Source organism: Achromobacter deleyi (assembly GCF_016127315.1).
Classification (GTDB): Bacteria; Pseudomonadota; Gammaproteobacteria; order Burkholderiales; family Burkholderiaceae_B; genus Achromobacter; species Achromobacter insuavis_A.
In genome coordinates, this window is record NZ_CP065997.1 from 1,242,922 (window position 1) to 1,263,163 (window position 20,242).

The 20,242-nt window shown below is 69.4% G+C and carries 21 protein-coding genes; 9 read left to right on the plus strand and 12 right to left on the minus strand.

What is annotated here, in order from left to right; genetic code table 11:
• Positions 1-86: 86 nt before the first annotated feature.
• From I6I07_RS05580 to I6I07_RS05590, 3 genes are read right to left on the minus strand one after another with little or no spacing between them, the layout of a single operon-like run.
• Positions 87-1,457 (minus strand): LLM class flavin-dependent oxidoreductase, encoded by a 1,371-nt coding sequence (locus I6I07_RS05580; RefSeq protein ID WP_198485927.1) that lies wholly within the window; start codon positions 1,455-1,457, stop codon positions 87-89.
• Positions 1,458-1,477: 20 nt separating this feature from the next.
• Positions 1,478-2,695 carry an SfnB family sulfur acquisition oxidoreductase gene (locus I6I07_RS05585; protein WP_198485928.1) on the minus strand — a complete coding sequence of 406 codons (1,218 nt, stop codon included), beginning with the start codon at positions 2,693-2,695 and terminating at the stop codon, positions 1,478-1,480.
• A gap of 4 nt (positions 2,696-2,699) precedes the next feature.
• Positions 2,700-3,941, minus strand: coding sequence for an SfnB family sulfur acquisition oxidoreductase (locus tag I6I07_RS05590; RefSeq protein ID WP_198485929.1), 1,242 nt, complete (start codon positions 3,939-3,941; stop codon positions 2,700-2,702).
• A gap of 286 nt (positions 3,942-4,227) precedes the next feature.
• Between I6I07_RS05590 and I6I07_RS05595 the strand changes: the two genes are divergently transcribed.
• The 6 genes from I6I07_RS05595 to I6I07_RS05620 all read left to right on the plus strand — a co-directional run bounded on the left by I6I07_RS05595 (position 4,228) and on the right by I6I07_RS05620 (position 10,905).
• Positions 4,228-5,055: a hypothetical protein gene (locus I6I07_RS05595; protein WP_198485930.1), complete on the plus strand. Its 828-nt coding sequence runs from the start codon at positions 4,228-4,230 to the stop codon at positions 5,053-5,055.
• Between the two features lie 37 nt (positions 5,056-5,092).
• Positions 5,093-6,781, plus strand: coding sequence for an ABC transporter substrate-binding protein (locus tag I6I07_RS05600; protein ID WP_198485931.1), 1,689 nt, complete (start codon positions 5,093-5,095; stop codon positions 6,779-6,781).
• Positions 6,782-6,793: 12 nt separating this feature from the next.
• Complete coding sequence (locus I6I07_RS05605) at positions 6,794-7,771, plus strand: ABC transporter permease (protein ID WP_198485932.1); 978 nt, start codon at positions 6,794-6,796, stop codon at positions 7,769-7,771.
• Entirely contained in the window at positions 7,768-8,652 is an 885-nt protein-coding gene (locus I6I07_RS05610) for an ABC transporter permease (RefSeq protein WP_198485933.1), read from the plus strand. The genes I6I07_RS05605 and I6I07_RS05610 overlap by 4 nt, the downstream gene beginning before the upstream one ends.
• On the plus strand, positions 8,649-10,358 hold the full coding sequence (locus tag I6I07_RS05615) for an ABC transporter ATP-binding protein (protein ID WP_198485934.1): 1,710 nt from the start codon (positions 8,649-8,651) through the stop codon (positions 10,356-10,358). Before I6I07_RS05610 ends, I6I07_RS05615 begins: the two co-directional genes overlap by 4 nt.
• A 109-nt stretch (positions 10,359-10,467) precedes the next feature.
• Positions 10,468-10,905 carry a universal stress protein gene (locus I6I07_RS05620; RefSeq protein ID WP_198485935.1) on the plus strand — a complete coding sequence of 146 codons (438 nt, stop codon included), beginning with the start codon at positions 10,468-10,470 and terminating at the stop codon, positions 10,903-10,905.
• A gap of 24 nt (positions 10,906-10,929) precedes the next feature.
• On the opposite strand, the gene I6I07_RS05625 is transcribed toward I6I07_RS05620, so the two are convergent.
• From I6I07_RS05625 to I6I07_RS05640, 4 genes are all read right to left on the minus strand, one after another.
• Positions 10,930-11,946 carry a 2Fe-2S iron-sulfur cluster-binding protein gene (locus I6I07_RS05625; protein WP_198485936.1) on the minus strand — a complete coding sequence of 339 codons (1,017 nt, stop codon included), beginning with the start codon at positions 11,944-11,946 and terminating at the stop codon, positions 10,930-10,932.
• Positions 11,947-11,968: 22 nt separating this feature from the next.
• Positions 11,969-12,448: a GlcG/HbpS family heme-binding protein gene (locus I6I07_RS05630; RefSeq protein ID WP_006392457.1), complete on the minus strand. Its 480-nt coding sequence runs from the start codon at positions 12,446-12,448 to the stop codon at positions 11,969-11,971.
• Positions 12,449-12,468: 20 nt separating this feature from the next.
• Positions 12,469-13,929 (minus strand): aldehyde dehydrogenase family protein, encoded by a 1,461-nt coding sequence (locus I6I07_RS05635; protein ID WP_198485937.1) that lies wholly within the window; start codon positions 13,927-13,929, stop codon positions 12,469-12,471.
• Positions 13,930-14,046: 117 nt separating this feature from the next.
• Complete coding sequence (locus I6I07_RS05640) at positions 14,047-15,579, minus strand: hypothetical protein (RefSeq protein WP_198485938.1); 1,533 nt, start codon at positions 15,577-15,579, stop codon at positions 14,047-14,049.
• A gap of 223 nt (positions 15,580-15,802) precedes the next feature.
• Between I6I07_RS05640 and I6I07_RS05645 the strand changes: the two genes are divergently transcribed.
• On the plus strand, positions 15,803-16,540 hold the full coding sequence (locus I6I07_RS05645; RefSeq protein WP_198485939.1) for a sulfite exporter TauE/SafE family protein: 738 nt from the start codon (positions 15,803-15,805) through the stop codon (positions 16,538-16,540).
• A gap of 77 nt (positions 16,541-16,617) precedes the next feature.
• Complete coding sequence (locus I6I07_RS05650) at positions 16,618-17,334, plus strand: GntR family transcriptional regulator (protein WP_061072675.1); 717 nt, start codon at positions 16,618-16,620, stop codon at positions 17,332-17,334.
• Between the two features lie 53 nt (positions 17,335-17,387).
• Here I6I07_RS05650 and I6I07_RS05655 read toward each other — a convergent pair whose 3' ends face one another.
• The 4 genes from I6I07_RS05655 to I6I07_RS05670 all read right to left on the minus strand — a co-directional run bounded on the left by I6I07_RS05655 (position 17,388) and on the right by I6I07_RS05670 (position 19,281).
• On the minus strand, positions 17,388-17,738 hold the full coding sequence (locus I6I07_RS05655; RefSeq protein WP_006392452.1) for a 2Fe-2S iron-sulfur cluster-binding protein: 351 nt from the start codon (positions 17,736-17,738) through the stop codon (positions 17,388-17,390).
• The gene (locus I6I07_RS05660) at positions 17,735-18,076 is read right to left on the minus strand and encodes a hypothetical protein (protein ID WP_006392451.1); all 342 of its coding nucleotides are present in this window, start codon (positions 18,074-18,076) and stop codon (positions 17,735-17,737) included. Before I6I07_RS05660 ends, I6I07_RS05655 begins: the two co-directional genes overlap by 4 nt.
• 70 nt (positions 18,077-18,146) lie before the next feature.
• Positions 18,147-18,485, minus strand: coding sequence for a 2Fe-2S iron-sulfur cluster-binding protein (locus tag I6I07_RS05665; protein ID WP_198485940.1), 339 nt, complete (start codon positions 18,483-18,485; stop codon positions 18,147-18,149).
• Between the two features lie 64 nt (positions 18,486-18,549).
• Positions 18,550-19,281, minus strand: a complete 732-nt coding sequence (locus I6I07_RS05670) for a TenA family transcriptional regulator (protein ID WP_006392449.1) — start codon at positions 19,279-19,281, stop codon at positions 18,550-18,552.
• A 224-nt stretch (positions 19,282-19,505) separates the two neighbouring features.
• Here I6I07_RS05670 and I6I07_RS05675 point away from each other — a divergent pair, with 224 nt between their 5' ends.
• Entirely contained in the window at positions 19,506-19,715 is a 210-nt protein-coding gene (locus I6I07_RS05675; protein ID WP_198485941.1) for a hypothetical protein, read from the plus strand.
• A 72-nt stretch (positions 19,716-19,787) separates the two neighbouring features.
• On the opposite strand, the gene I6I07_RS05680 is transcribed toward I6I07_RS05675, so the two are convergent.
• Positions 19,788-20,204, minus strand: coding sequence for a DUF2809 domain-containing protein (locus I6I07_RS05680; RefSeq protein ID WP_198485942.1), 417 nt, complete (start codon positions 20,202-20,204; stop codon positions 19,788-19,790).
• Positions 20,205-20,242: the final 38 nt, after the last annotated feature.

The window sequence follows — 20,242 nt, forward strand, 5'->3', positions numbered from 1 at the left end:
ACGCTCCGGACCGCAATCGTGGGCGCCCGCCACCGGGTCCGCCTGCCCGAGGGGCGACCTACGAAGACCAACGACGCCAAGAAAACCTAGGCAACCACCCGCCGATACTCCCCAGCAACATGCTCCCCAGGCAACAACGCCCTCCCCGCCCCAAACAGCTTCTCCCGCAACGCCCCCTCCGCATAAGCCGTCTTGTACACCCCGCGTTCCTGCAACTCCGGCACCACCAGATCGACGAAATCCGCATAGCACTCCGGCGTCACCGTCCTCGCCAGGTTGAAGCCGTCGATGTCTGTTTCTTCCACCCACGACGCCAGCTCATCGGCCACCTGCGATGCGCTGCCTACCAGCGCCGGGTAGCGGCCGCCCAGCGCCATGTCGGCCAGCAGGTCGCGCACCGTGCGGTCCGTGCGGGCCACCGTCAGGTTCTTTACCGCGGACTCGATCGCGTTGTTCTTCACGTAGCGGATTGGCTCGTCCGCCGCGTAGCGCGAAAAATCGATGCCGGTCGAACTGGCGTAATGCGCCAGGCCAGCCTCCGGGTTGGCGTAGCGCAGGTACTCCGCGTGCTTCTCGCGCGCCTCGGCCTCCGTGCGGCCCACCACCGCCGTCACGCCCATGAAGAACTTGATGTCGCGCGGGTCGCGGCCCTCGCGCGCCACCGACTCGCGCACGCTGGCCACCAGCTTGCGCAGGCCTTCCTTGGTCTGGCTCGACACGAACACGCATTCCGCGTGGCGCGCCGCGAAGGCCTGGCCGCGGCCTGATGAGCCGGCCTGGTACAGCACCGGCGTGCGCTGGGGCGAGGGTTCCGACAGGTGATAGCCCTGCACCTTGTAGTACCTGCCTTGGTGGTCGATGCGACGCACCCCGGCCGGATCCGCATAGACGCGCGCGCGGCGGTCGGCGCGCACCGCGTCATCGTCCCAGCTGCCCTCCCATAGCTTGTAGGCCACCTCCAGGAACTCGTCGGCGCGGTCGTAGCGTTCGTCGTGCGCGATCTGTTCCGACAGGCCCATGGCGCGCGCCGCGCTTTCCAGGTAGCCGGTCACGATGTTCCAGCCGATGCGGCCGTTGGTCAGGTGGTCCAGCGTCGAAAAGCGGCGCGCCAGCAGGTAGGGCGCCTCGTAGGTCAGGTTCACCGTCACGCCGAAGCCCAGGTGACGGGTGACCGCGGCCATGGCGGAGACCGTCAGCAGCGGGTCGTTGACCGGCAGCTGGATCGACTCGCGCAGCGTCAGGTCGGCCGAGTCCTGGTACACGTCGTAGACGCCGACGATGTCGGCCAGGAACAGCCCATCGAACAGGCCGCGCTCGAGCAAGCGCGCCAGGTCGGTCCAGTAGTCCAGCGTCTTGTATTGCGTCGAGGTATCGCGCGGATGGGTCCACAGGCCGTGGTTGATGTGGCCGACGCAATTCATGTTGAACGCGTTCAGGAGGATCTGCTTCTTCGCCATGGCGTGCCGTTCCGTAGGGATCAGGTGGTGCCGACGCGGCCGGGCGCGGCGTCGTTCAGGTAGTAATTGCCGACCGCGTGGCGCTTCCAGCGCACCGGGTCGTGCAGCGTGTGGGTGCGGGCGTTGCGCCAGTGGCGATCCAGGTTCAACTGGTCGAGCGTGGCCTGGGTGCCGGCCAGCTCGAACAGCTTGGTGCCGGCGGCCAGGGCCGATTCCGTCGTCAGCGCGCGGGCCTCGGCCACCGCGATGGCGGCGGCCGCCACCAAGTGCGGTTGCGGATCGGCGGTGGCGACATCGAGGATGCGGCCGGCGCGGGCCACCAGCGCGCGGGCCGCGTCCAGGCGGATCGACAGGCGGCCGAACTCGCTGACGGTCAATGGATCGTCGGCGGCGCGCTCGACGCCCGCGTCGATCCACGGGCGCGAGCGCTCGCGCACGAAATCCAGCGCATCGGCCAGGGCGGCCTGGCCGATGCCCAGGTCGATCGCGGCGTGGATGATCTGCGCCAGCGGCTTGATGGTGTTGGGCGGCGCCGCCGGATCGATCAGCACCATCACGTCGGCGGCCGGCACGGCCACGTCCTTGAACAGCACGGTGCCGCTGCCCGTCACGCGCTGGCCGAAGCCCGACCAGTCGTCGATCACCTCCACGCCCGGGCTGTCGCGCCGCACGAAGGCCAGCCGCTGCAGGCCGTCCTCGCCCACCGTCGCGGTGGGGATCCATTGCGCGTAGAGCGCGCCGGTGCAATAGAACTTGCTGCCGTTGATGCGCCAGCCGCCCTCGCCGTCGGCCGACAGGCGGGTGCGGCGCTCGGCGGCGGTGCGCGTGCCGATCTCGGCCAGCGCATTGCCGAAGCGTTCGCCGGCCAGGGCGCGGGCGTAGAAGCGACGCTGCTGGTCGGCGTTGCCGTTGACCCGTAATACCTCCAGCGCGTAGTAATGGTTCTGCGGGATCTGGCCCAGCGAGCCGTCGGCGCCGGAGATGATCGCGGTGACTTCGGCCAGCGTCACGCGCGACACGCCCGCGCCGCCATGCTCGCGCGGCACGGTGATGCCCCACAGGCCGGACTGCGAATAGCGCTCCAGCTCCGGCAGCGGCAAACGCCGCTCGCGGTCGCGCACGGCAGCGTCGCGGGCGAAGTCCGCCGCCAGTTCACGCGCGACGTCGAGCGCCTCTGCGTCGCTGCCGATGATCGCGGCGCGCCGCGGCGCCAGGGTCGAGATGGCGATGTCGGTCATGGCCTCAGATCCAGGAATGGCGGTTGGGGCGGCGCCCGTTCAGCAGGTAATTGCCGACCGCGTGGTATTTCCAGCGCACCGGGTCGTGCAGCGTGTGGGTGCGGGCGTTGCGCCAATGGCGGTCCAGGTTGAATTCCGCCAGCGACGCGCGCGCGCCAGACAGTTCGAACAGCGTCTCGCTGGCCGCCAGGGCGATCTCGGTGGTCAGCGCCTTGGCCCGCGCCACCGCGATCGAGGCGGCGGCGACGTCGTCGCCGTCCAGCGTGCGCGGCGTGGCCGCGTCCAGGTGCGCCGCGGCCTCGGCCAGTACCGCCTGCGCCGCGTGCAGGTCGATGAACAGCCGGCCCACGTCGCCAATCACATAGGGGTCCTGCGTGGCACGCTCGACGCCGGCCTCGGCCCACGGCCGGGCGCGTTCTCGCAGGAATTTCACGGTGTCGTTCAGGGCGGCCTCGGCAATGCCGGCGTCGATGGCAGCCTGCATCAGCTGCGCGAAGGGGCCCTGCAGCGCGGGCGTCTCCAGCAGCGTCCAGGCCGGCAGCACGGTGTCCGCCTCGACCCGCACGTTGTCCAGCAGCACCGTACCGCTGGCGGTGGTGCGCTGGCCGAAGCTGGACCAGTCGTCCACCACCGTCAGGCCGGGCGCGCCGCGCTCGAGCAGCACCGTCACCAGCCGGCCCTCGGTATCCAGCGCCTTGGTCGGGATCCAGTGCGCGTACAGCGCGCCGGTCGAATAGAACTTGCGGCCCGACAGGCGGTAGCCGTCGCCATCCGCCACCAGCCGCGCCTGCACGTCGCGCGCATGGCGCGTGTGGCGTTCGGGGCCGGCGTTGCCCAGCCGCCGGCCGGCCAGCACGCCCTCGTAGTAGCGCCGCTTCTGCTGCGGCGTGCCGACCTGGCGCAGCAGGTTGAGCGCGCCGAAATGGTTCTGCGGGATCTGGCCCAGCGATGGGTCGGCCGCGCTGATGATGCGGAACACGTCGGCCAGCGTCACGTGCGACACCTGCGCGCCGCCATACTCGCGCGGCACCGTGATGCCGCCCAGGCCGCTGGCCGAATAGCGCTCGATCTCGCGCCACGGCAGGCTGCGCGCCTGGTCACGCTGCGCCGCGCCCTGGGCGAAGTCCGCCGCCAGCGCGTGGGCGGCGTCGATGGCCTCGCTGTCGCCGCGCAGACGGGCGGCGGGCACCACGCGCGGGGGCTCGTCGGATTCGATCGGCAGGGAAGAACTCGCGGCTTGTGGCATGGGACGATGCGGACGAAGGGGGGAAAGGTGCAGCCTATCGGCCCGCCGCGGCGCGCGGAAGGACGGATTTCTCATGCGGATATTTGGAATCGGTATATGCGCCGGCGCGCGGAAGGACGGATTTCTCATGCGGATATTTGGAATCGGTATATGCGCCGGCGCGCGCCCATCCCCCCTTATTAGCAGCCCTCGCGCCGGCATATCCAAATCACGAAAGAGTGTTTGCGGCGCGCTTTGGCGCTTGCTTAGAGTCGAGCTTTTCTCCTGACCGCCTGGCGTTGCCCTCATGCCCGAACTGGATCTGCCCATTGCCCTGGACTACGACGGCACGCTGGAAACGCGCCTGTTCGACGACATCCGCCTGGCGGCCGCGCCAACCATTCCGGCCGCGCGCATCGATCCGCCGCGCGACCTGGCCAGCGCCGCCGAGCGGCACGCCGCCGGCGAATACGCCATCTGGAACACCGTGCATGACCTGTTCATCACCCAGGTGGCGGCGCACGCCATCGCCGGCCTGTTCCGCGACGACACCGATTTCCAGTTCGCGCTGGCGCGCCAGCTGGGCGATGACGCGGCCCACGCGGAATTCTCGCTGGCGCGCGCCACCCTGCTGCTGGAGCGCGATGTCCGGCCCGAGGTCGAGCAGGGCGTGCGCGACGCCTGGGACCTGGTCGGCGGCTTCGCGCTGCGCAACTGGCAGAACTTCCTGGCCTGGCAGTTCCACTACGAGCACTACATCCTGGCGCGCCTGTTCGTGAACCGCCGCACCGCGCGGGTGCTGGATTTCGGCCATCGCGAATTCGGCGAGAACCGCATCCTGCCCGACGAAGAGGCGCATCGCATCCGCATCACGCAGTGGTGGCTGCGCAAGCTGGCCGGCGCCAGCGAGACCGAACGCCACGAGTGGACCGAAGGCCTGATCCAGGCCGACGAGGACGTGCAGCGCCTCCTCGGCCCCTACCTGCGCGACTCCTGGCAGCTGAACCTGCGCGCCACCGGCCTGGATACCCGCAGCCACGTCGCGCTGTACGACGCCTGGCGGCGCGAACTGCTCGCCACCCTCCTGCGCGTGGCGCCCGACGACCTGCCCGCCCTGACCAGCCTGGCCGCCTGACGCGGCCGCACTCCCCCTCACGACCGAAGGAACCCGCATGACCCAGCCCTTGCCCCCGGCGCCCGCCACCGACGCGCCGCAGGATGACGTCAACCCCCTGCGCCGCTGGCTGATGAGCGCCGGCGCGCTGATGGGCGCCGGCGCCCTCTTCCCCAACGTGATCTTCGCGCCCGCCTACGCCGATACCCAGAGCCTGCCGAACACGGTGCAGGGCGCGGCCAAGGGCGGCGTGCTGAACGCGGTGGTGCATCCCGAGCCGCCGACGCTGGCCTTCTACCTGAACTCGTCCACCCCCACCGGCGCCGTGGCCAGCAAGATCTTCGACGGCCTGGTGGAATACGGCCCCGACCTGAAGCCGCGGCCGCAGCTGGCGGAAAGCTGGAGCGTGGCCGACGACGGCAAGACCATCACCTTCAAGCTGCGCCAGGGCGTGCAGTGGCACGACGGCAAGCCGTTCACCGCCGCCGACGTGAAATGGTCGGCCGAGGAAGTCTGGCTCAAGCACGCGCCCAGCGCGCGGCGCGTGTTCCAGTACCTGCAGCGGGTCGAGACGCCCGACGACCACACCGTGGTGCTGCACCTGTCGCAGCCCACGCCGGTGGCGCTGAACGCCATCGATTCGCTGGGCGCGCCGATCCTGCCGCGCCACCTGTTCGAGGGCACCGACATCCAGAACAACCCGTACAACAACAAGCCGGTGGGCACCGGGCCGTTCGTCTTCAAGGAATGGAACCGCGGCAACTACATCGTGCTGGAGCGCAACGAGCGCTACTGGCAGCCCGAACGCCCGTTCCTGGACCGCATCGTCTGGAAGATCGTGCCCGACGTGTCCGGCCGCGCCACCGCGCTGGAGACGGGCGCGGTCTCGTATGGCGAGCGCAACCCGGTGGCGTTCACCGACGCCACCCGCCTGTCCAGGCTGCCCAAGCTGGCCGTGGACACCGCCGGCTACAACGGCTTCGCCGCCTGGCTGTGGCTGGAAGCCAACCTGCGCGACCCGATCCTGTCCAACCTCAAGGTGCGCCAGGCCATCGCCCACGCCGTCAACAAGCAGGCGCTGGTCAAGACCGTGTGGAACGGCTATGCCGAGCCGTTCGTCAGCCCGGTGCCGTCGCTGGTCAAGCCGTACCACAACCCCAACGTGCAACAGTACGCCTACGACCCTGCCCTGGCCGAGAAGCTGCTGGACGAGGCCGGCTATCCGCGCGGCGCCGGCGGCTGGCGCTTCGCGCTGACGCACGACTACATCCCGTTCGGCGACGACTACCGCCGCACCGGCGAATTCGTGCGGCAGGCGCTGCGCAAGATCGGCATCGACGTGACCCTGCGCGGCCTGGACCTGGCCACCTGGACCCGCAACGTCTTCACCGACTACAACTTCCAGCTCATCAGTTCGTGGGGCACGGTGCTGATCGACCCGCAGCTGGGCGTCGAGACGCGCTACTGGAGCAAGGCCGAGGCCCGCGGCACCCCCTGGTACAACGTGTCCGGCTACAACAACCCGGAGATGGATCGCGTCATCGAGGCGGCCCAGGTCGAGACCGATCCCAGGAAACGCATCGAGCAGTACAACGAGCTGCAACGGCTGGCGCAGCGCGACCTGCCGCTGATCGGCCTGTTCGAATTCCGCTGGTTCGGCGTCTGGGACAAGCAGCTGCGCAACGTGACCGACGCCTCGTCGCACTCGCGCAACAACTTCGCCAACGTCTGGCTCGGCAAGGCCTGAGGGTCAGGCACCATGCTCGCGCGCCTGCCCCGCCCCGTCCGCTACCTGCTGCAGATCCTGTTCGTGGTGGCCGCCACCGGGGTGGCCAACTTCTTCCTGCTCAAGCTGGTGCCGGGCGACCTGGTGGACGTGATCGCCGCCGAGAACAGCGGCATCACCCCCGCCCACGTGGCCGAGCTGCGCCAGGCCTACGGGCTGGACCAGGGCGTGCTGTCGCAGCTGGGGTATTACCTCAAGAGCCTGGCGTCGCTGGACCTGGGCTACTCGTTCCGCTATGGCGAGCCGGTGGCCGGCCTGATCCTGGGGCGCCTGCCGGCCACGCTGGCCCTGATCGGCACCGGCCTGGCACTGTCGGTGGCGCTGGGCGTGCTGCTGGGCGTGCTGGCGGCGCGCCGGCCACACGGCCTGCTGGACACGCTGCTGTCGGGCCTGGCCACGGCGGGCTATTCGGCGCCGATGTTCTGGACCGCGCTGATGCTGATCGTCGGCTTCGGCGTGCACCTGGACTGGCTGCCGGTGGGCGGCATCCGCGACGTCGGCGCCGCCTACACCGGCTGGGCGCTGTGGCTGGACTATGCGCGCCACCTGGCGCTGCCGGTGGTCACGGTGGCGATCTACTACGTCGCCATCTACGCGCGGCTGTCGCGCGCCTCCATGATCGAGACGCTGCAGGAAGACTACATCCGCACCGCCCGCGCCCGCGGCAACGGCGAGGCCCGCGTGATCTGGCGCCACGCGCTGCGCAACGCCATCCTGCCGGTGGTTACCATGCTCGGCCTGCAGAGCAGCGCGCTGCTGGGCGGCAGCATCGTGGTCGAGACCGTGTTCGCCTGGCCCGGCCTGGGCCAGCTGTCATTCGAGGCCATCGCCAGCCGCGACGTCAACCTGCTGCTGGGCATCCTGCTGATGAGCGCGGCGCTGGTGGCGGCGATGAACATCGCCGTGGACGCCTGCTACGGCCTGCTCGACCCGCGAGTGAGAAAAGCATGAAACGTCCCCTGCTTGCCCTGACGCGCCTGCTGCGCGCACCGTCCGCCGCCATCGGCGCGGCCGTCCTGCTGTTGCTGCTGGGCGCCGCGGCCACCGCCGGCTGGCTGTATCCGGGCGACCCGCTCGAAATGGTCGGCGCCCCCTTCACCTGGCCGGGCGCCGACGCGGAGTTTCCGGCCGGCACCGACCTGATGGGCCGCGACATCCTGGCCGGCCTGTTCCATGGCGCCCGCATCTCGCTGCTGGTGGGCGGCGCGTCCGCCGCCATCGCCCTGGCGCTGGGGCTGCTGGTGGGCGCCATCGCCGGCTATGCCGGGCCGCGCGTGGACGCCGTGCTGATGCGCCTGACCGAACTGTTCCAGACGGTGCCCTCGTTCCTGCTGGCGATCGTGCTGGTGGCGATCCTGGGGCCGTCGCTGTCGACCATCATCTTCGCGCTGGGCGTGACCTCCTGGACAGGCATCGCGCGCCTGACGCGCGGCGAGTTCATCACCCTGCGCGAACGCGAATTCGTGCGCGCCGCGCAGGCGCTGGGCGCCGGCCACGCCCGCATCATCTTCCGCGAGATCCTGCCCAACGCGCTGCCGCCCATCATCGTCACCACCGCCGTGCTGGTGGCCAACGCCATCCTGTCCGAGGCCGGCCTGTCGTTCCTCGGCCTGGGCGACCCCAACGTGGTCAGCTGGGGCAGCATGGTCGGCGCCGGCCGCGAAGCGCTGCGCACCGCCTGGTACATGACCGCCCTGCCGGGCCTGACCATCATGGCGGCCGTGCTGGCCCTGAACCTGCTGAGCGATGCCGTCAACGACGCGCTCAACCCCAAGCTGCGGCGGCGCGCCGCCGCCGCGCCCGCCGCCCCGCTACCGACTTCCTCCCCATGAGCACACTGATCGACATCCAAGGGCTGAACGTCGCCTTCCCCGGCCACCAGGCCGTCAGCGGGCTGGACCTGCGCATCGCCGCCGGCGAGACCCTGGCGCTAGTGGGCGAATCCGGCTGCGGCAAGTCCACCACGGCGCTGGCGCTGCTGGGGCTGCTGCCGCGCCACGCCCGCGCCAGCGGCCGCATCCTGTTCGAGGGCCACGACCTGCTGGCGCTGACCGAGCGCCAGCGCTGCGCCCTGCGCGGCGACCGCATCGCCATGATCTTCCAGGAACCCATGACCAGCCTGAATCCGGTGCTGACGCTGGGCCAGCAGATCGGCGAGGCGTTGCGCCTGCATCGCGGCGCTTCGGCACAGGCCGCGCGGCAACGCGCGATCGAACTGCTGGACCTGGTGCGCGTGCCCGAGCCGCAGCGCCGCGTCGACGACTATCCGCACCTGCTGTCGGGCGGCCAGCGCCAGCGCGCCATGATCGCCGCCGCCATCGCCTGCGAACCCGCGCTGCTGGTGGCCGACGAGCCCACCACCGCGCTCGACGTGACGGTGCAGGCGCAGATCCTGCGGCTGCTGGACGACCTGCGATCGGAACTCGGCATGGGCCTGCTGCTGATCACCCACGACCTGGCGGTGGTGGGCGACTGGGCCGACCGCGTCGCGGTGATGGTGGGCGGAGAAAAAGTCGAGGAAGGCGCGGCCGCCACGTTGCTGTCGCGGCCGCGTCATGCCTACACCCGGGGCCTGCTGGGCGCCTCGCTGCGGCTGGACGACGCCACCCACTACCGCCAGCGGCGCCTGCCGGAGATCCGCTCGCGGCTCGATCCGGCCTCGGGCCGTCCGGTCTTCGGCCTGGTGACGCCGCCGCGCGTGGCGGCGGCCAACGATGCGACGGCCGGAGATCCGCATCCCCTGCCCCTGATGCAGGTGCGCGACCTGCGGGTCGACTACGCCACGCGCCAGGGCGCCAAGCACGCGGTGGACGGCGTGTCGTTCCAGATCGCGCCGGGCGAAACGCTGGGCCTGGTGGGCGAATCCGGCTGCGGCAAGTCGACCCTGTCGCGCACCCTGGTGCGGCTGCTGGCGCCCGCCGCCGGACAGATCCTGCTGCGCGGGCAGGACACCGCGCGCCTGGACCGGCGCGGCCTGGCGGCCTACCGCCAGAGCGTGCAGATGATCTTCCAGGACCCCTACGCCTCGCTCAACCCGCGCCACACGGTCAACGACATCCTGGAATCGGCGCTGCGCATCCACCACGTGACCGACCGCCAGGAGCGACGCCGCCGCATCGCCCACATGCTGGACGCGGTCGGCCTGCCGCACGCCGCCCTGGCGCGCTACCCCAGCGAGTTCTCGGGCGGCCAGCGCCAGCGCATCGGCATCGCCCGCGCCCTGGTGCTGCGGCCGTCGCTGGTGATCTGCGACGAGCCAGTGTCGGCGCTGGACGTGTCGGTGCAGGCGCAGATCCTGAACCTGCTGGTCGACCTGAAGGCCGAGTTCAACCTGTCGTACCTGTTCATCTCGCACGACCTGTCGGTGGTGCACTATCTGGCCGACCGGGTGCTGGTGATGCACGCCGGCCGCATCGTCGAGGAAGGCCCCAACGCCACCCTGTGGCGCGAGGCCCGCCACCCCTACACGCGCAGCCTGATCGAAGCGCTGCCGCGCGGCCTGGACGGACAAGGGGAAACCCTGCGTCGCCGCGCCTGACGCGGCCCTGCGCGGCGATCATCCGAACGCGGTACTGGATTGCGGGCAGGGGCGGGCCTATACTGGATTCGCCCTTGCTGGACGTTCCTTTTCTCAAAGGAGACGCAACATGTACAGGCATCTGCTCATCGCCGTGGATGGCTCGCTGCTGTCCGAGTCGGCGTTCAAGAAGGCGCTCCTTTTCGCCAAGGAAATGAACGCCACCGTCACCCTGCTGCGCGCCATTCCGGAAGACCACCTGACGGTCTACCAGGCCGAAATGCTCGGTGCCCACCAACCACAGCACACCGACCAGGCCCGCAAGAACGCCACCGCCTATCTGGAAGGCCTGGAAACCGAGGCCTGCCATGCGCTGGTGCCGTGCAATACCGCGGTAGTGGTCAACGACCATCCACACGAAGCCATCGTCGACACGGCGCAGCAACGCGGCTGCGACCTGATCGTGATGGGATCGCACGGCCGCCACGGCATGACCGGCTTCCTGCTCGGCAGCGAAACCCAGCGCGTGCTGGCGCGCACCAAGCTGCCGGTGCTGGTGTTCCGCTAGGCGGGCTTTGCCAGCGGCGTCGCCTTATGGCATCGCCGCCGTGGCTGGCGCGTGCTGAAAGGTGAAGCTGTCGGCGTAGACGTGGTCGAGGCTGGCGCCGCGCCCTGCCAGCAGCGCGGTCGCCTCGCTGATCATCGCCGGCGCGCCGCACAGATAGAAGGCGTGCTCGGACAGGTCGCCGTGGTCTTGCAGCACCGCCTGCTGCACGTGGCCGCGGCGGCCCTGCCAACCGGCGTCGGCGCGCGACAGCACCGGCACGAAATTGAACTCGTACAGGCGACCCGCCCAGCCCGCGATCTGATCGCGCAGGTACAGGTCGGCCTCGGTCCGCATGCCCCAATAGAGCGTGACCGGCGGGCAATCGTCGTTGTCCAGCAGCGATTCCAGGATGGCCTTGATCGGCGCGATGCCGGTGCCGGTGGCCATCATGATCATCGGCCGCCAGTCTTCCTCGTGGTAGCTGAACACCCCCAGCGGCGCCTCGATCTCGAGCGCGGCGCCCGGCCGCGCCTGGCCCAGCCAATGGTCGGTGTAGCGGCCGCCCGGAATGCGGCGCACGTGGAAGTCCACCAGGTTGCCGGCGGGCGCCGAGGCCATCGAGAAGCTGCGGGTGGCGCCGTCCGGCAGCACCACGTTCATGTACTGCCCGGGCGCGTAGTCCAGCGGCGCGTCCGGCGGCAGCGCCAGCGTCAGGTGGGTGACGTCGTCGCACAGCGCCGCGATGCGGTGCACGGTGGCGTCCAGCCGCCGCGGCTCGGCGAACTGGCGGGTGTTGGCGACGCTGATGGTCAGGTCGGCGCACGGCCGCGCCTGGCAGGCCAGGGCATAGCCCTGGGCCGCCTCTTCCGGCGTCAATGCCATCGGAAACTCGTCGTAGGCGACCGTCCCTTCGGCCAGCTTGATACGGCAGGTGCCGCAGCCGCCGAAAGTGCATTCGTGCGGCAGCCGCACCGCGGCGCGCTCGGCCGCCGCCAGCACGGATTCGCCGGCCTCGGCCTCGAAGGTCTGGCCGGTCTCGAGCAGATGGACGCGATATGCCATGGAATTCCCCGCCAGCCGGCGCTTATTTCTTGATGTCCGCCTGCACCAGCACCTTCATGCCGCGCGGCTCCAGCATTTCGGCCAGCGCCGTCAGCGCCGCCAGGCCCGCCTGGGTGTCCTGTTCGCCGTTGCCGCCGCTCAGGCCGACGCCGCCGATGACCTCGTCGTTGACCACGATGGGAAAGCCGCCCACGAACGCCGCGAACTTGCCCTCGAAGCTCCACTGGATGCCGAAGGCTTCGTTGCCGGGCAGCGCCGGCCCGTTGGGCGGCGTGGTGAACAGATGCGTCGAGCGCTTGTGGCCGGCGGCGGTGAAGGCCTTGTTCCAGGCGATCTGCGGGCCTGTGATGCGGGCGCCGTCCATGCGTTCCAGCGCGATCGGGTAGCCGCCGTCGTCGACGATGCACACCGATTCCAGCACGCCGATCTGTTCCGATCGGGCGATGGCCGCGCGCACCATGGCGCGCGCTTCTTCCAGTTCCAGGCGATAGATCTGCTTCATGTCTGTTCTCCAAAGGGCCGTCAGCCGGCGCGATAGACGGTCTTGATCTGGGTGTAGAACTCCAGCCCGACCCGGCCCGATTCACGGAAGGTCGAGGTGCTGGAGCTTTTCAGGCCGCCGAACGGCGCATTGATGAGATTGCCGGTGGTGGTGCGGTTGATCTTGACGGTGCCGGCCTGGATGTCGCGGGCGAAGCGATGGGCGTAGCGCGCGTCGGTGGTGGCGATGGCGGCGGCCAGGCCGTACTCGGTGTCGTTGGCGCAGGCGATGGCCTCGTCGTAGCCGTCCACCGCGATCAGCGCTAGCACCGGCCCGAAGATTTCCTCGCGCGCAATGCGCATCTGCTGCGTCACGTCGGTGAACAGGGCCGGAGTCACGTAATAGCCGCGCTCGTAGCCCGGGCCCTCCAGGCGATCACCGCCGATCAGATGGGTGGCTTCCTGCTTGCCCAGCGCGACGTAGCTCAGCACCGTGTCGAGCTGCTTGCGGGTGGCCAGCGGCCCCAGGTCGAAATTGCCCTCCAGGCCGTTGCCGATGGTCAGCTTGGCCATGCGCGCCAGCAGCTTCTCGGTGAACGCCGGCAGCACCTTGCGGTCGACCAGCAGCCGGCTGGTGCCGGTGCAAGCCTGGCCGCTGAGCGAGAACCCGCCCTTGACCGCCAGGTCCACCGCGCGATCCAGGTCGGCGTCGGCCAGCACGATCAGCGGGTTCTTGCCGCCCAGTTCCATCTGCGTGCGCGTGGTCAGGCCGGCGCCGCGGTGGATCTGCTCGCCGGCGGAGGTCGAGCCGGTGAAGGAGATGGCGCGCACCGCCGGCGCGGTGGTGATGGCCTGCCCCACCTTCGAGGCCAGCCCCGTCACGAAATTCAGCACCCCCGGCGGCAACCCCGCCTCGATCAGCGCCTGCGCCAGGCGATAGCCGGACAGCGGCGCGTCCGACGACGGCTTGAACACCACGGTATTGCCGGTGATCAGCGCCGGCGCGATCTTGCGCGCCGGAATCGAAATCGGGAAGTTCCACGGCGAAATCACCGTCACCACCCCCAGCGGCTCGCGCTGGCTGTAGACCACCATGTCCGGATCGTCGTTGACGAAGGTCTCGCCGGTGAAGGACTGCCCTTCCACCGCATAGAAGCGCAGGGTCTGGGCCGAGCGCAGCACTTCGTCGCGCGCCAGCGCCAGGCCCTTGCCTTCCTCGCGGGTCAGTTCGCGCGCCACGCTGTCGGCGCGGTCTTCCAGCAGCTGGGCGGCGCGCAGCAGGATGGCGGCGCGCTTGGAGATCGGCGTGTCGCGCCAGGCGGGAAAGGCGGCGGCCGCCGCCGCCACGGCGCGGGCGCCATCGGTGGCGTCCGATTGCTGGAACCGCCCCACCACGTCGGCGCTGTCGGCCGGGTTCAGGTTCGGCGCCGTCGCGCCCGAAGCGCAGGCGACCCATTCGCCGCCGATGTGATTCAGAAATGCCTGCTGCGAAAGCTCGTCCACGGAAGTCCTTCCTTTGCCGGGCTGGCCGGGATGCCCTGAAATTGGCCGTCTGAGGTAATTTCTGAACATTGTATACTTTAATCCAAATGGTTCGATCCGCGTAAACCCGAATCGGCGTCAATGCCAGATCAGCACGGCGCAGATCGTCGACACGAACAGCGCCAGCAGCACGGGCAGCAGCAGCGCCCGCACCAGCGACAGCACGTGGACCCGGGCAAACCCCGCCACCGCGATCAAGGAGGACCAGGCGATCAGCGTGCCGCCGCCCGTCCACACCGCGCCCATCTGACCCACCGCCGCCAGCGTGGCCGGATCCACCCCCACCACCGGTCCCAGCGCGCCCGACAGCGTGCCGGTCAACGGCAGGCCGGCGAAACCCGAGCCGTCGATGCCGGTGATCATTCCCACCAGCAGCACGCCGAACGCCACCAGGAAATGGTTCTCGGGAATCAGGTGCTGACCCGCCGAGATCACTTCGAACAGCAGCCCGGGGGCCTGCGCCTGCGGCATGCCCAGGATCTGCGCGGCGGTCTCGTTGGCGCCGATGAAGAAGAAGCCGGCGATCGGCAGCACCGAGCCCATCGCCTTGAAGGCGAACACGAAGCCATCGGTGACGTGCTCGGGGCAGACGTCCAGCATCTTGCGCGGCCCTTCGGCGGCCAGCGTCACCAGCATCATCACCACGAACGCCACGCCGCCCACCAGCGCCGCCGCGTCGCCGCCGCGCAGCGCCGGCAACGACGGGAACAGCCGCGGCAGCACCATCACCGCGATCACGCCCAGGAAGGCCAGCGGCGTCACCACCGCGAACACGCGCGACCAGCGCACCCGGCGCCGTTCCTCGTCGTCCAGCCCGGGGCCGCGCGGCAGCGCCGGGTTGGCGCCCATGGTGCCGCGCGCCAGCTCGGCCTTGTCGAACGAGCCGGAATGCTCGATCTCGGCCAGGCTGCCGTCCTGGGCGCGCGCCTGCCAGGCCGACAACAGGCCCGCATTGGCGGGCACGATGTGCTTGCGGATCAACAGGTAGGCGACGGTCAGCGCCACCGCGCCGGTGATCAGCGACAGCACCAGCGCGCGGTCGGCCACCACCGCGGCGCTGACCGCGGCGCCGGCGGCCTTGGCGCTGATGCCGGGCGCCACGCCGATCACGTAGTCGGACGACAGCGCCATGCCCTGCCCGGCGATGGCGATGGCCATGGCGCCCGCCAGCGGCGGCAGCCCGGCCGCGATGGCCGCCGGCAGCAGGATCGCGGACACCAGCGGCACCGCCGGCGTCGGCCAGAAGAACAGCGAGATCACATAGGTACAGAGGGCGATGATGACGAACGACGAATGGCCGCCGCGCATCACCCGCCGGAACGGCTGCACCATGCGCACGTCCGCCTGCAGCGTCTTGAGCGCGTTGAGCAGGGCGGTCATGAAAGTGATGACCAGGAAAATGTTGAAAAGCTCTTTGGCGGCCACGAAGCTGGCCGAGAAGATGCCGATCAGCGCGCTGATCGGGTTGCCGGTGATGGCCAGCACCACCAGAAAGGTGCCAATGACCGACGGCACCACCACGTTGGCCCGCAGGATCATCGTCAGGATGATGGCGGCGACGCTGACCAGGTACATCCAGTGAGCGGCGTTGAGGACGACGTCCGATTGCATGCGCTATTCCCCTTGTGACGTGGCTGTTGAGTCGCCACTTCGGTATACTATATTTCGTTTGAAGCCATACCAACCGAAATATGCGGTGCCTAGGGAAACCGATAATTCTGAAATTTCCATGAATATTCGAGGAAAATCAGTGCATTAAGTTGGCGCACAAGCCCAATCTTGGTGCATCGCCGGTTTTCAATCAGACTACCGTATACATAAAGAGTGATCTGGCATGCCCTTTGCCCTTCCCGATCTCTGGCATTACGCCGCCATGGCCGCGGTCGTCTTCGGCGCCGCGCTGGCGCAGGGCGTGGGCGGCATCGGCTTCGCCATGTTCGCCGCGCCGGTGGCGGCGCTGTGCTTCCCGCAGCTCGCCCCCGGCCCGCTGCTGACGCTGGGCGGTTTCATCTCGCTGCTGACCGCGCTGCGCGAACGCGCCGCGATCGACTGGCCGGCGGTCGGCTACGCGCTGACCGGACGCGCCGCCGGCACGCTGATCGCCATCTATGCCATGGCGCGCTTCGCGCCGCAGGCGCTGGGCCTGCTGTTCGCCGCCATGATCCTGGCGGCGGTCGCCCTCAGCGCCGCCGGCCTGCGCTTTGCCGCCACCCCGGGCCGGGTCTCGGGCGCTGGCGTGGCCTCGGGCATCATGGGCACCATGACCTCGGTCGGCGCCCCGCCGATCGCCCTGGTGCTGCAGCACGCCGAGCCGCCGCGGCTGCGCGCCACGCTGGGCATGGTGCTGTTCCTGGGGTCGATCTTCTCGCTGGCGATGCTGGCGCTGGCCGACCGCTACACCGGTTACCACGCCGCGCTGGCGCTCAGCCTGGCGCCGTTCCTGCTGGCCGGCTTCGCCGTTTCCGGCCGGCTGCGCTCGCGGCTGCCGCCGCGCGCGGTGCGCGCCGTGCTGCTGGGCGCCTGCGCCATCGGCGCGCTCGGGGTGATCGCCAAGGCCCTGTGGCTCGGCTGACGCCGCCCGCCGATGCCGTCGTCGCCCCGCCCGGTAATACAATGAAGACTGTATCCATTCCGCCAGACCTGCTCGCCATGACCACTTCGCCCGTCAGCTCGCAAGCCGTAGACACGCAGCAATCTGCTCCGCTGAAGATCGGCGAGCAGCATCCGCAGTTGTTCGCGGTCATCCGCGACAAGCTGCGCGAGCGCATCCTCAGCGGCGAATTCACGCCCGGCGACCGCCTGGTCGAAGGCCGCCTGTCCGAGGAAATGGGCGTGTCGCGCATCCCGGTGCGCGAAGCCCTGCGGGCGCTGGCGGCCGAAGGACTGGTCACCATCGAGCCGCGCCGCGGCGCGTCGGTGTCGGTACTGTCGGACGCGGTGGCCTACGACATGGTGGAAGTGCGCGCCACGCTGGAAGGCCTGAACGCCAAGTTGGCCGCGCAGCGCCGCGACGACAAGACTGTCGAACGCCTGCAGGCCTTCCTGCGCGAAGGCACCGAGGCCGCGCGCGGCGAACGGCTCGACAAGTTCCTGGCGCTGAATTCGCAGTTCCACGAAATGCTGGCCACCATCGGCGGCAACGTGGTGCTGACCGACCTGATGCGCTCGCTGCGCGACCGCACGGCGCTGCTGTTCGCCCCCAGCAACATGCATCGCGCCAAGCAGAACTGGGACGAGCACTCGCAGATCCTGAATGCCGTCATCGCCGGCAACGGCGACCTGGCCGCGCTGCTGGCCAGCCAGCACGTGCATAACGCCGCCAAGGCCTACACAGAAACGCGCCAGGCGCACTCCTCGGCCGCCTGAGCGCAGGCCGTTACGGGCTGACCGTTGGCGCTGGAGCGGTCAGCGCGCGGGCGTCATGGCGCGGCGGGCGCCGCTTGCGCCGCCGTGTCCGTCACCACGCCCTTGCCGTCGCGCACCTCCCACGACACGGCCACGTCGCCCAGCACGAAGGTCTGGCAGGCCATGCGGTAGCCGGCCTCGAAGTCCTCGGGCCGCAGGTGCTTGCGTTCCTTGGGCTTGATGGCGTCGGTGTTCTCGATGCCCTGCTCGATGCGGCACTTGCAGGTGCCGCACAGGCCGCCGCCGCACTTGAACGGAATGCCACCCTTTTCCTTCAGCGACACCCGCAGCAGATTGCTGTTTTCCGGGGCCTGCGCCACCTTGCCGCCATTCGATAGAAACGTGATCTTGACCATGCTGCTCATTGCTCCGCGGCGACGCGGTCGGGATGCCGCGTCAGGGTGGTATCGATACTGCCGAACCGGGTCAGGTGGACCAGCTCCTGGCGCGCGGCTTCCAGCGACGCGAAGGCCTCCAGGAACTTGGACGGCACCCGGTTCACCACATAGGGCGGCGTTTCCTCGGTCACGACCAGCCGGCTCGGGCCGCGCAGCCGCGCGATGCTGAAGACCGCGCGCAGCCGGCCGTCGCAGGCGTAGTCGTAGGTCTCGACGATCTCGGCCAGCGCGTCCGCCTCGGTGCGGTACACGCCGGGCTTGGACGTCAGGATCACGAACACGGGGTCATTCGCGTCGCGGGTCATGCGCGGTTCCTTTGCAGATTGCGTTCGGGAAAAATCGGGGTTGCCTCGGCGTTGCCGATCGTGAAAGCGCCTAGCGCTGCTCGGCGGCGGCAACGGCCTCGCGCGGCGCCGCCGCCTCGACGTCCTGCGCCAGTTCGATGTCGTGGTCGAGCCATAGCTGGCAGGCCAGCCGGTAGCCCGCGTCGATGCGCTCGCCCAGCTGCTTCTTTTCCTTCCAGTTCACGGGCGGCAGGTGTTCCGCTCCCGCCAGCACGCGGCAGGCGCACTTGGCGCACTTGCCCATGCCGCATTCGTAGCGCAGGTGCGGAAAGGGAAACTGCCGGATGCCGGCGCGCACCACCAGGTTGGCGTTGTCCGGCACCATCCCGGTATGGGTCTGGCCGTCTTTGTGGAATACGACGGTAGGCATGGATCAGGGTTCCGGTTGCGCCCGCCGCCGCCGCCCGGGCGGGCGGCGATGGCGGGCAGGAAGCTCAGGCCGCCAGGCCCAGTTCGGGCAGGGCGATTTCCTGCTGCACGTAGTCGGTGTAGAGCGCGGTGGTGTACAGCAGCCGCATCTGCGCGCCGATCTCGCAGATCTTCAGGCAACGCTGCTGCAGTTCCACCGTGTTGGCATGCTCCAGCACGATCTGGTAGCCGCGCTCGCCATGGATCTCGTCGGACACGATGTGCAGGTCGAAGAATTCGACCTCCTCGTCGGTGAAGCCGTACTTCTCGCGCAGCGTCGGCGTCTGCTTGCGGTAGATCGACGGCACCTGCGATTCCAGGCCCACCACCAGGCCGGCCACGGCCACGATCGGGTCTTCGCGCATCGCCACCGCGTAGCACCAGCTTTGCAGCGCCCGCGTGGTGGGCGACATGTTGTCCGGATTGGTGACCCGTGCGCGGGTGGTGCCGCAGGCCTCGGCGAAGCGGATCAGCAGGTCGGTATGGCGGTCGCCGCCGATTTCCTCTTCGTACATGTTGGCCAGCAGGAAATCCTTGGCCTCGGTGTAGGTATCGGGCGTGCGGGCGTACAGGTAACCCAGGTAGTCGGCGAACGGGCCGACGTAGTGGTAGTGGTTCTCGGCCCAGCGCGACAGGTGCTCGCGGCTGAGCTTGCCTTCGGCCCAGGCGATCGAAAACGGCGAGGCGTTGGCGCTCTTGCCCTTGATTGCGTTTTCCAACGCGGTACGGAATTCATCTCGGTTCATCAGTTCAGCCATGACGCGCTCCAGGTCTGGTGAGGGAGGGGCGGCCGAAGTCTTCGACCGATGATGAACATTGTATACCGTCTACCATTTTGATCGACTAGGGTATTCCCGCTGCGATTCGTTCATAAAAGGGACGGTCCCTCTGATATCAAGGACTTGGCGCGGGCAACCGGGGTTGGCGGCATGGGCGGCCGACTGGTACAATGAATACACTTTCAATGCAATACGGAAATACCATGACCACCCGCCATCCCCTGGGAGACGCCCCCATCGGCCAGCAGCTGCTGGCCCACTACGCCGGCCGCGATGCCGTGCGCCATGCCACGCCCTTGTTCCCCTCGTCGTGGTCGGAATGCCTGGCGCCGTTCCGCAACGCCCGGCTGCGGCCGCAAGCCGCGCCGTCGGTCCAGGCCGACGAGCGGACGCCGGCCATCCAGGTCGGCTGACGCCCGCCAGTCCATCACGACGGGCGCGATCCATCCGGGGCGCATTGCGCGCGCCCGGCCGGCCCCGATGGCCTAGGCCCCGGCGGCCCGGGAGCCGATCGATTGACGGCCCGACTGCCACCGGCGCCGCACCCCGGCCAGCAGCAGCACCAGGAAGAATCCCAGCGTGTAGGCCAGCACGTCCCACCAGTCCGGCACGCTGCCCAGCAGGATGCGCAGCACCGGCTGCTCCAGGCGCCAGCCGAACAGCCGCGCCAGGTACTGGCCGAACTCGACCGCGTAGCCGGTCAGCAGCGCCGCGACCGCCAGCGGCAGCACGCCGGCGCGGATGAAGCTGCGATACACCAGATAGGCCCAGCCCACCGCCACCACGTCGCCCACGAACCCGCGCAACAGCGGGTAGGGCTTGCCCAGGGTGGCGATCAGCACCTCCACGACGGTCACGGCAAGCAGGGCGACGAATGCCGGTGGGTTGAAGGTCAGTCGCATCGGGAGGTCAGGCGCCCAGGGCGCCGAAAACGCGGTTA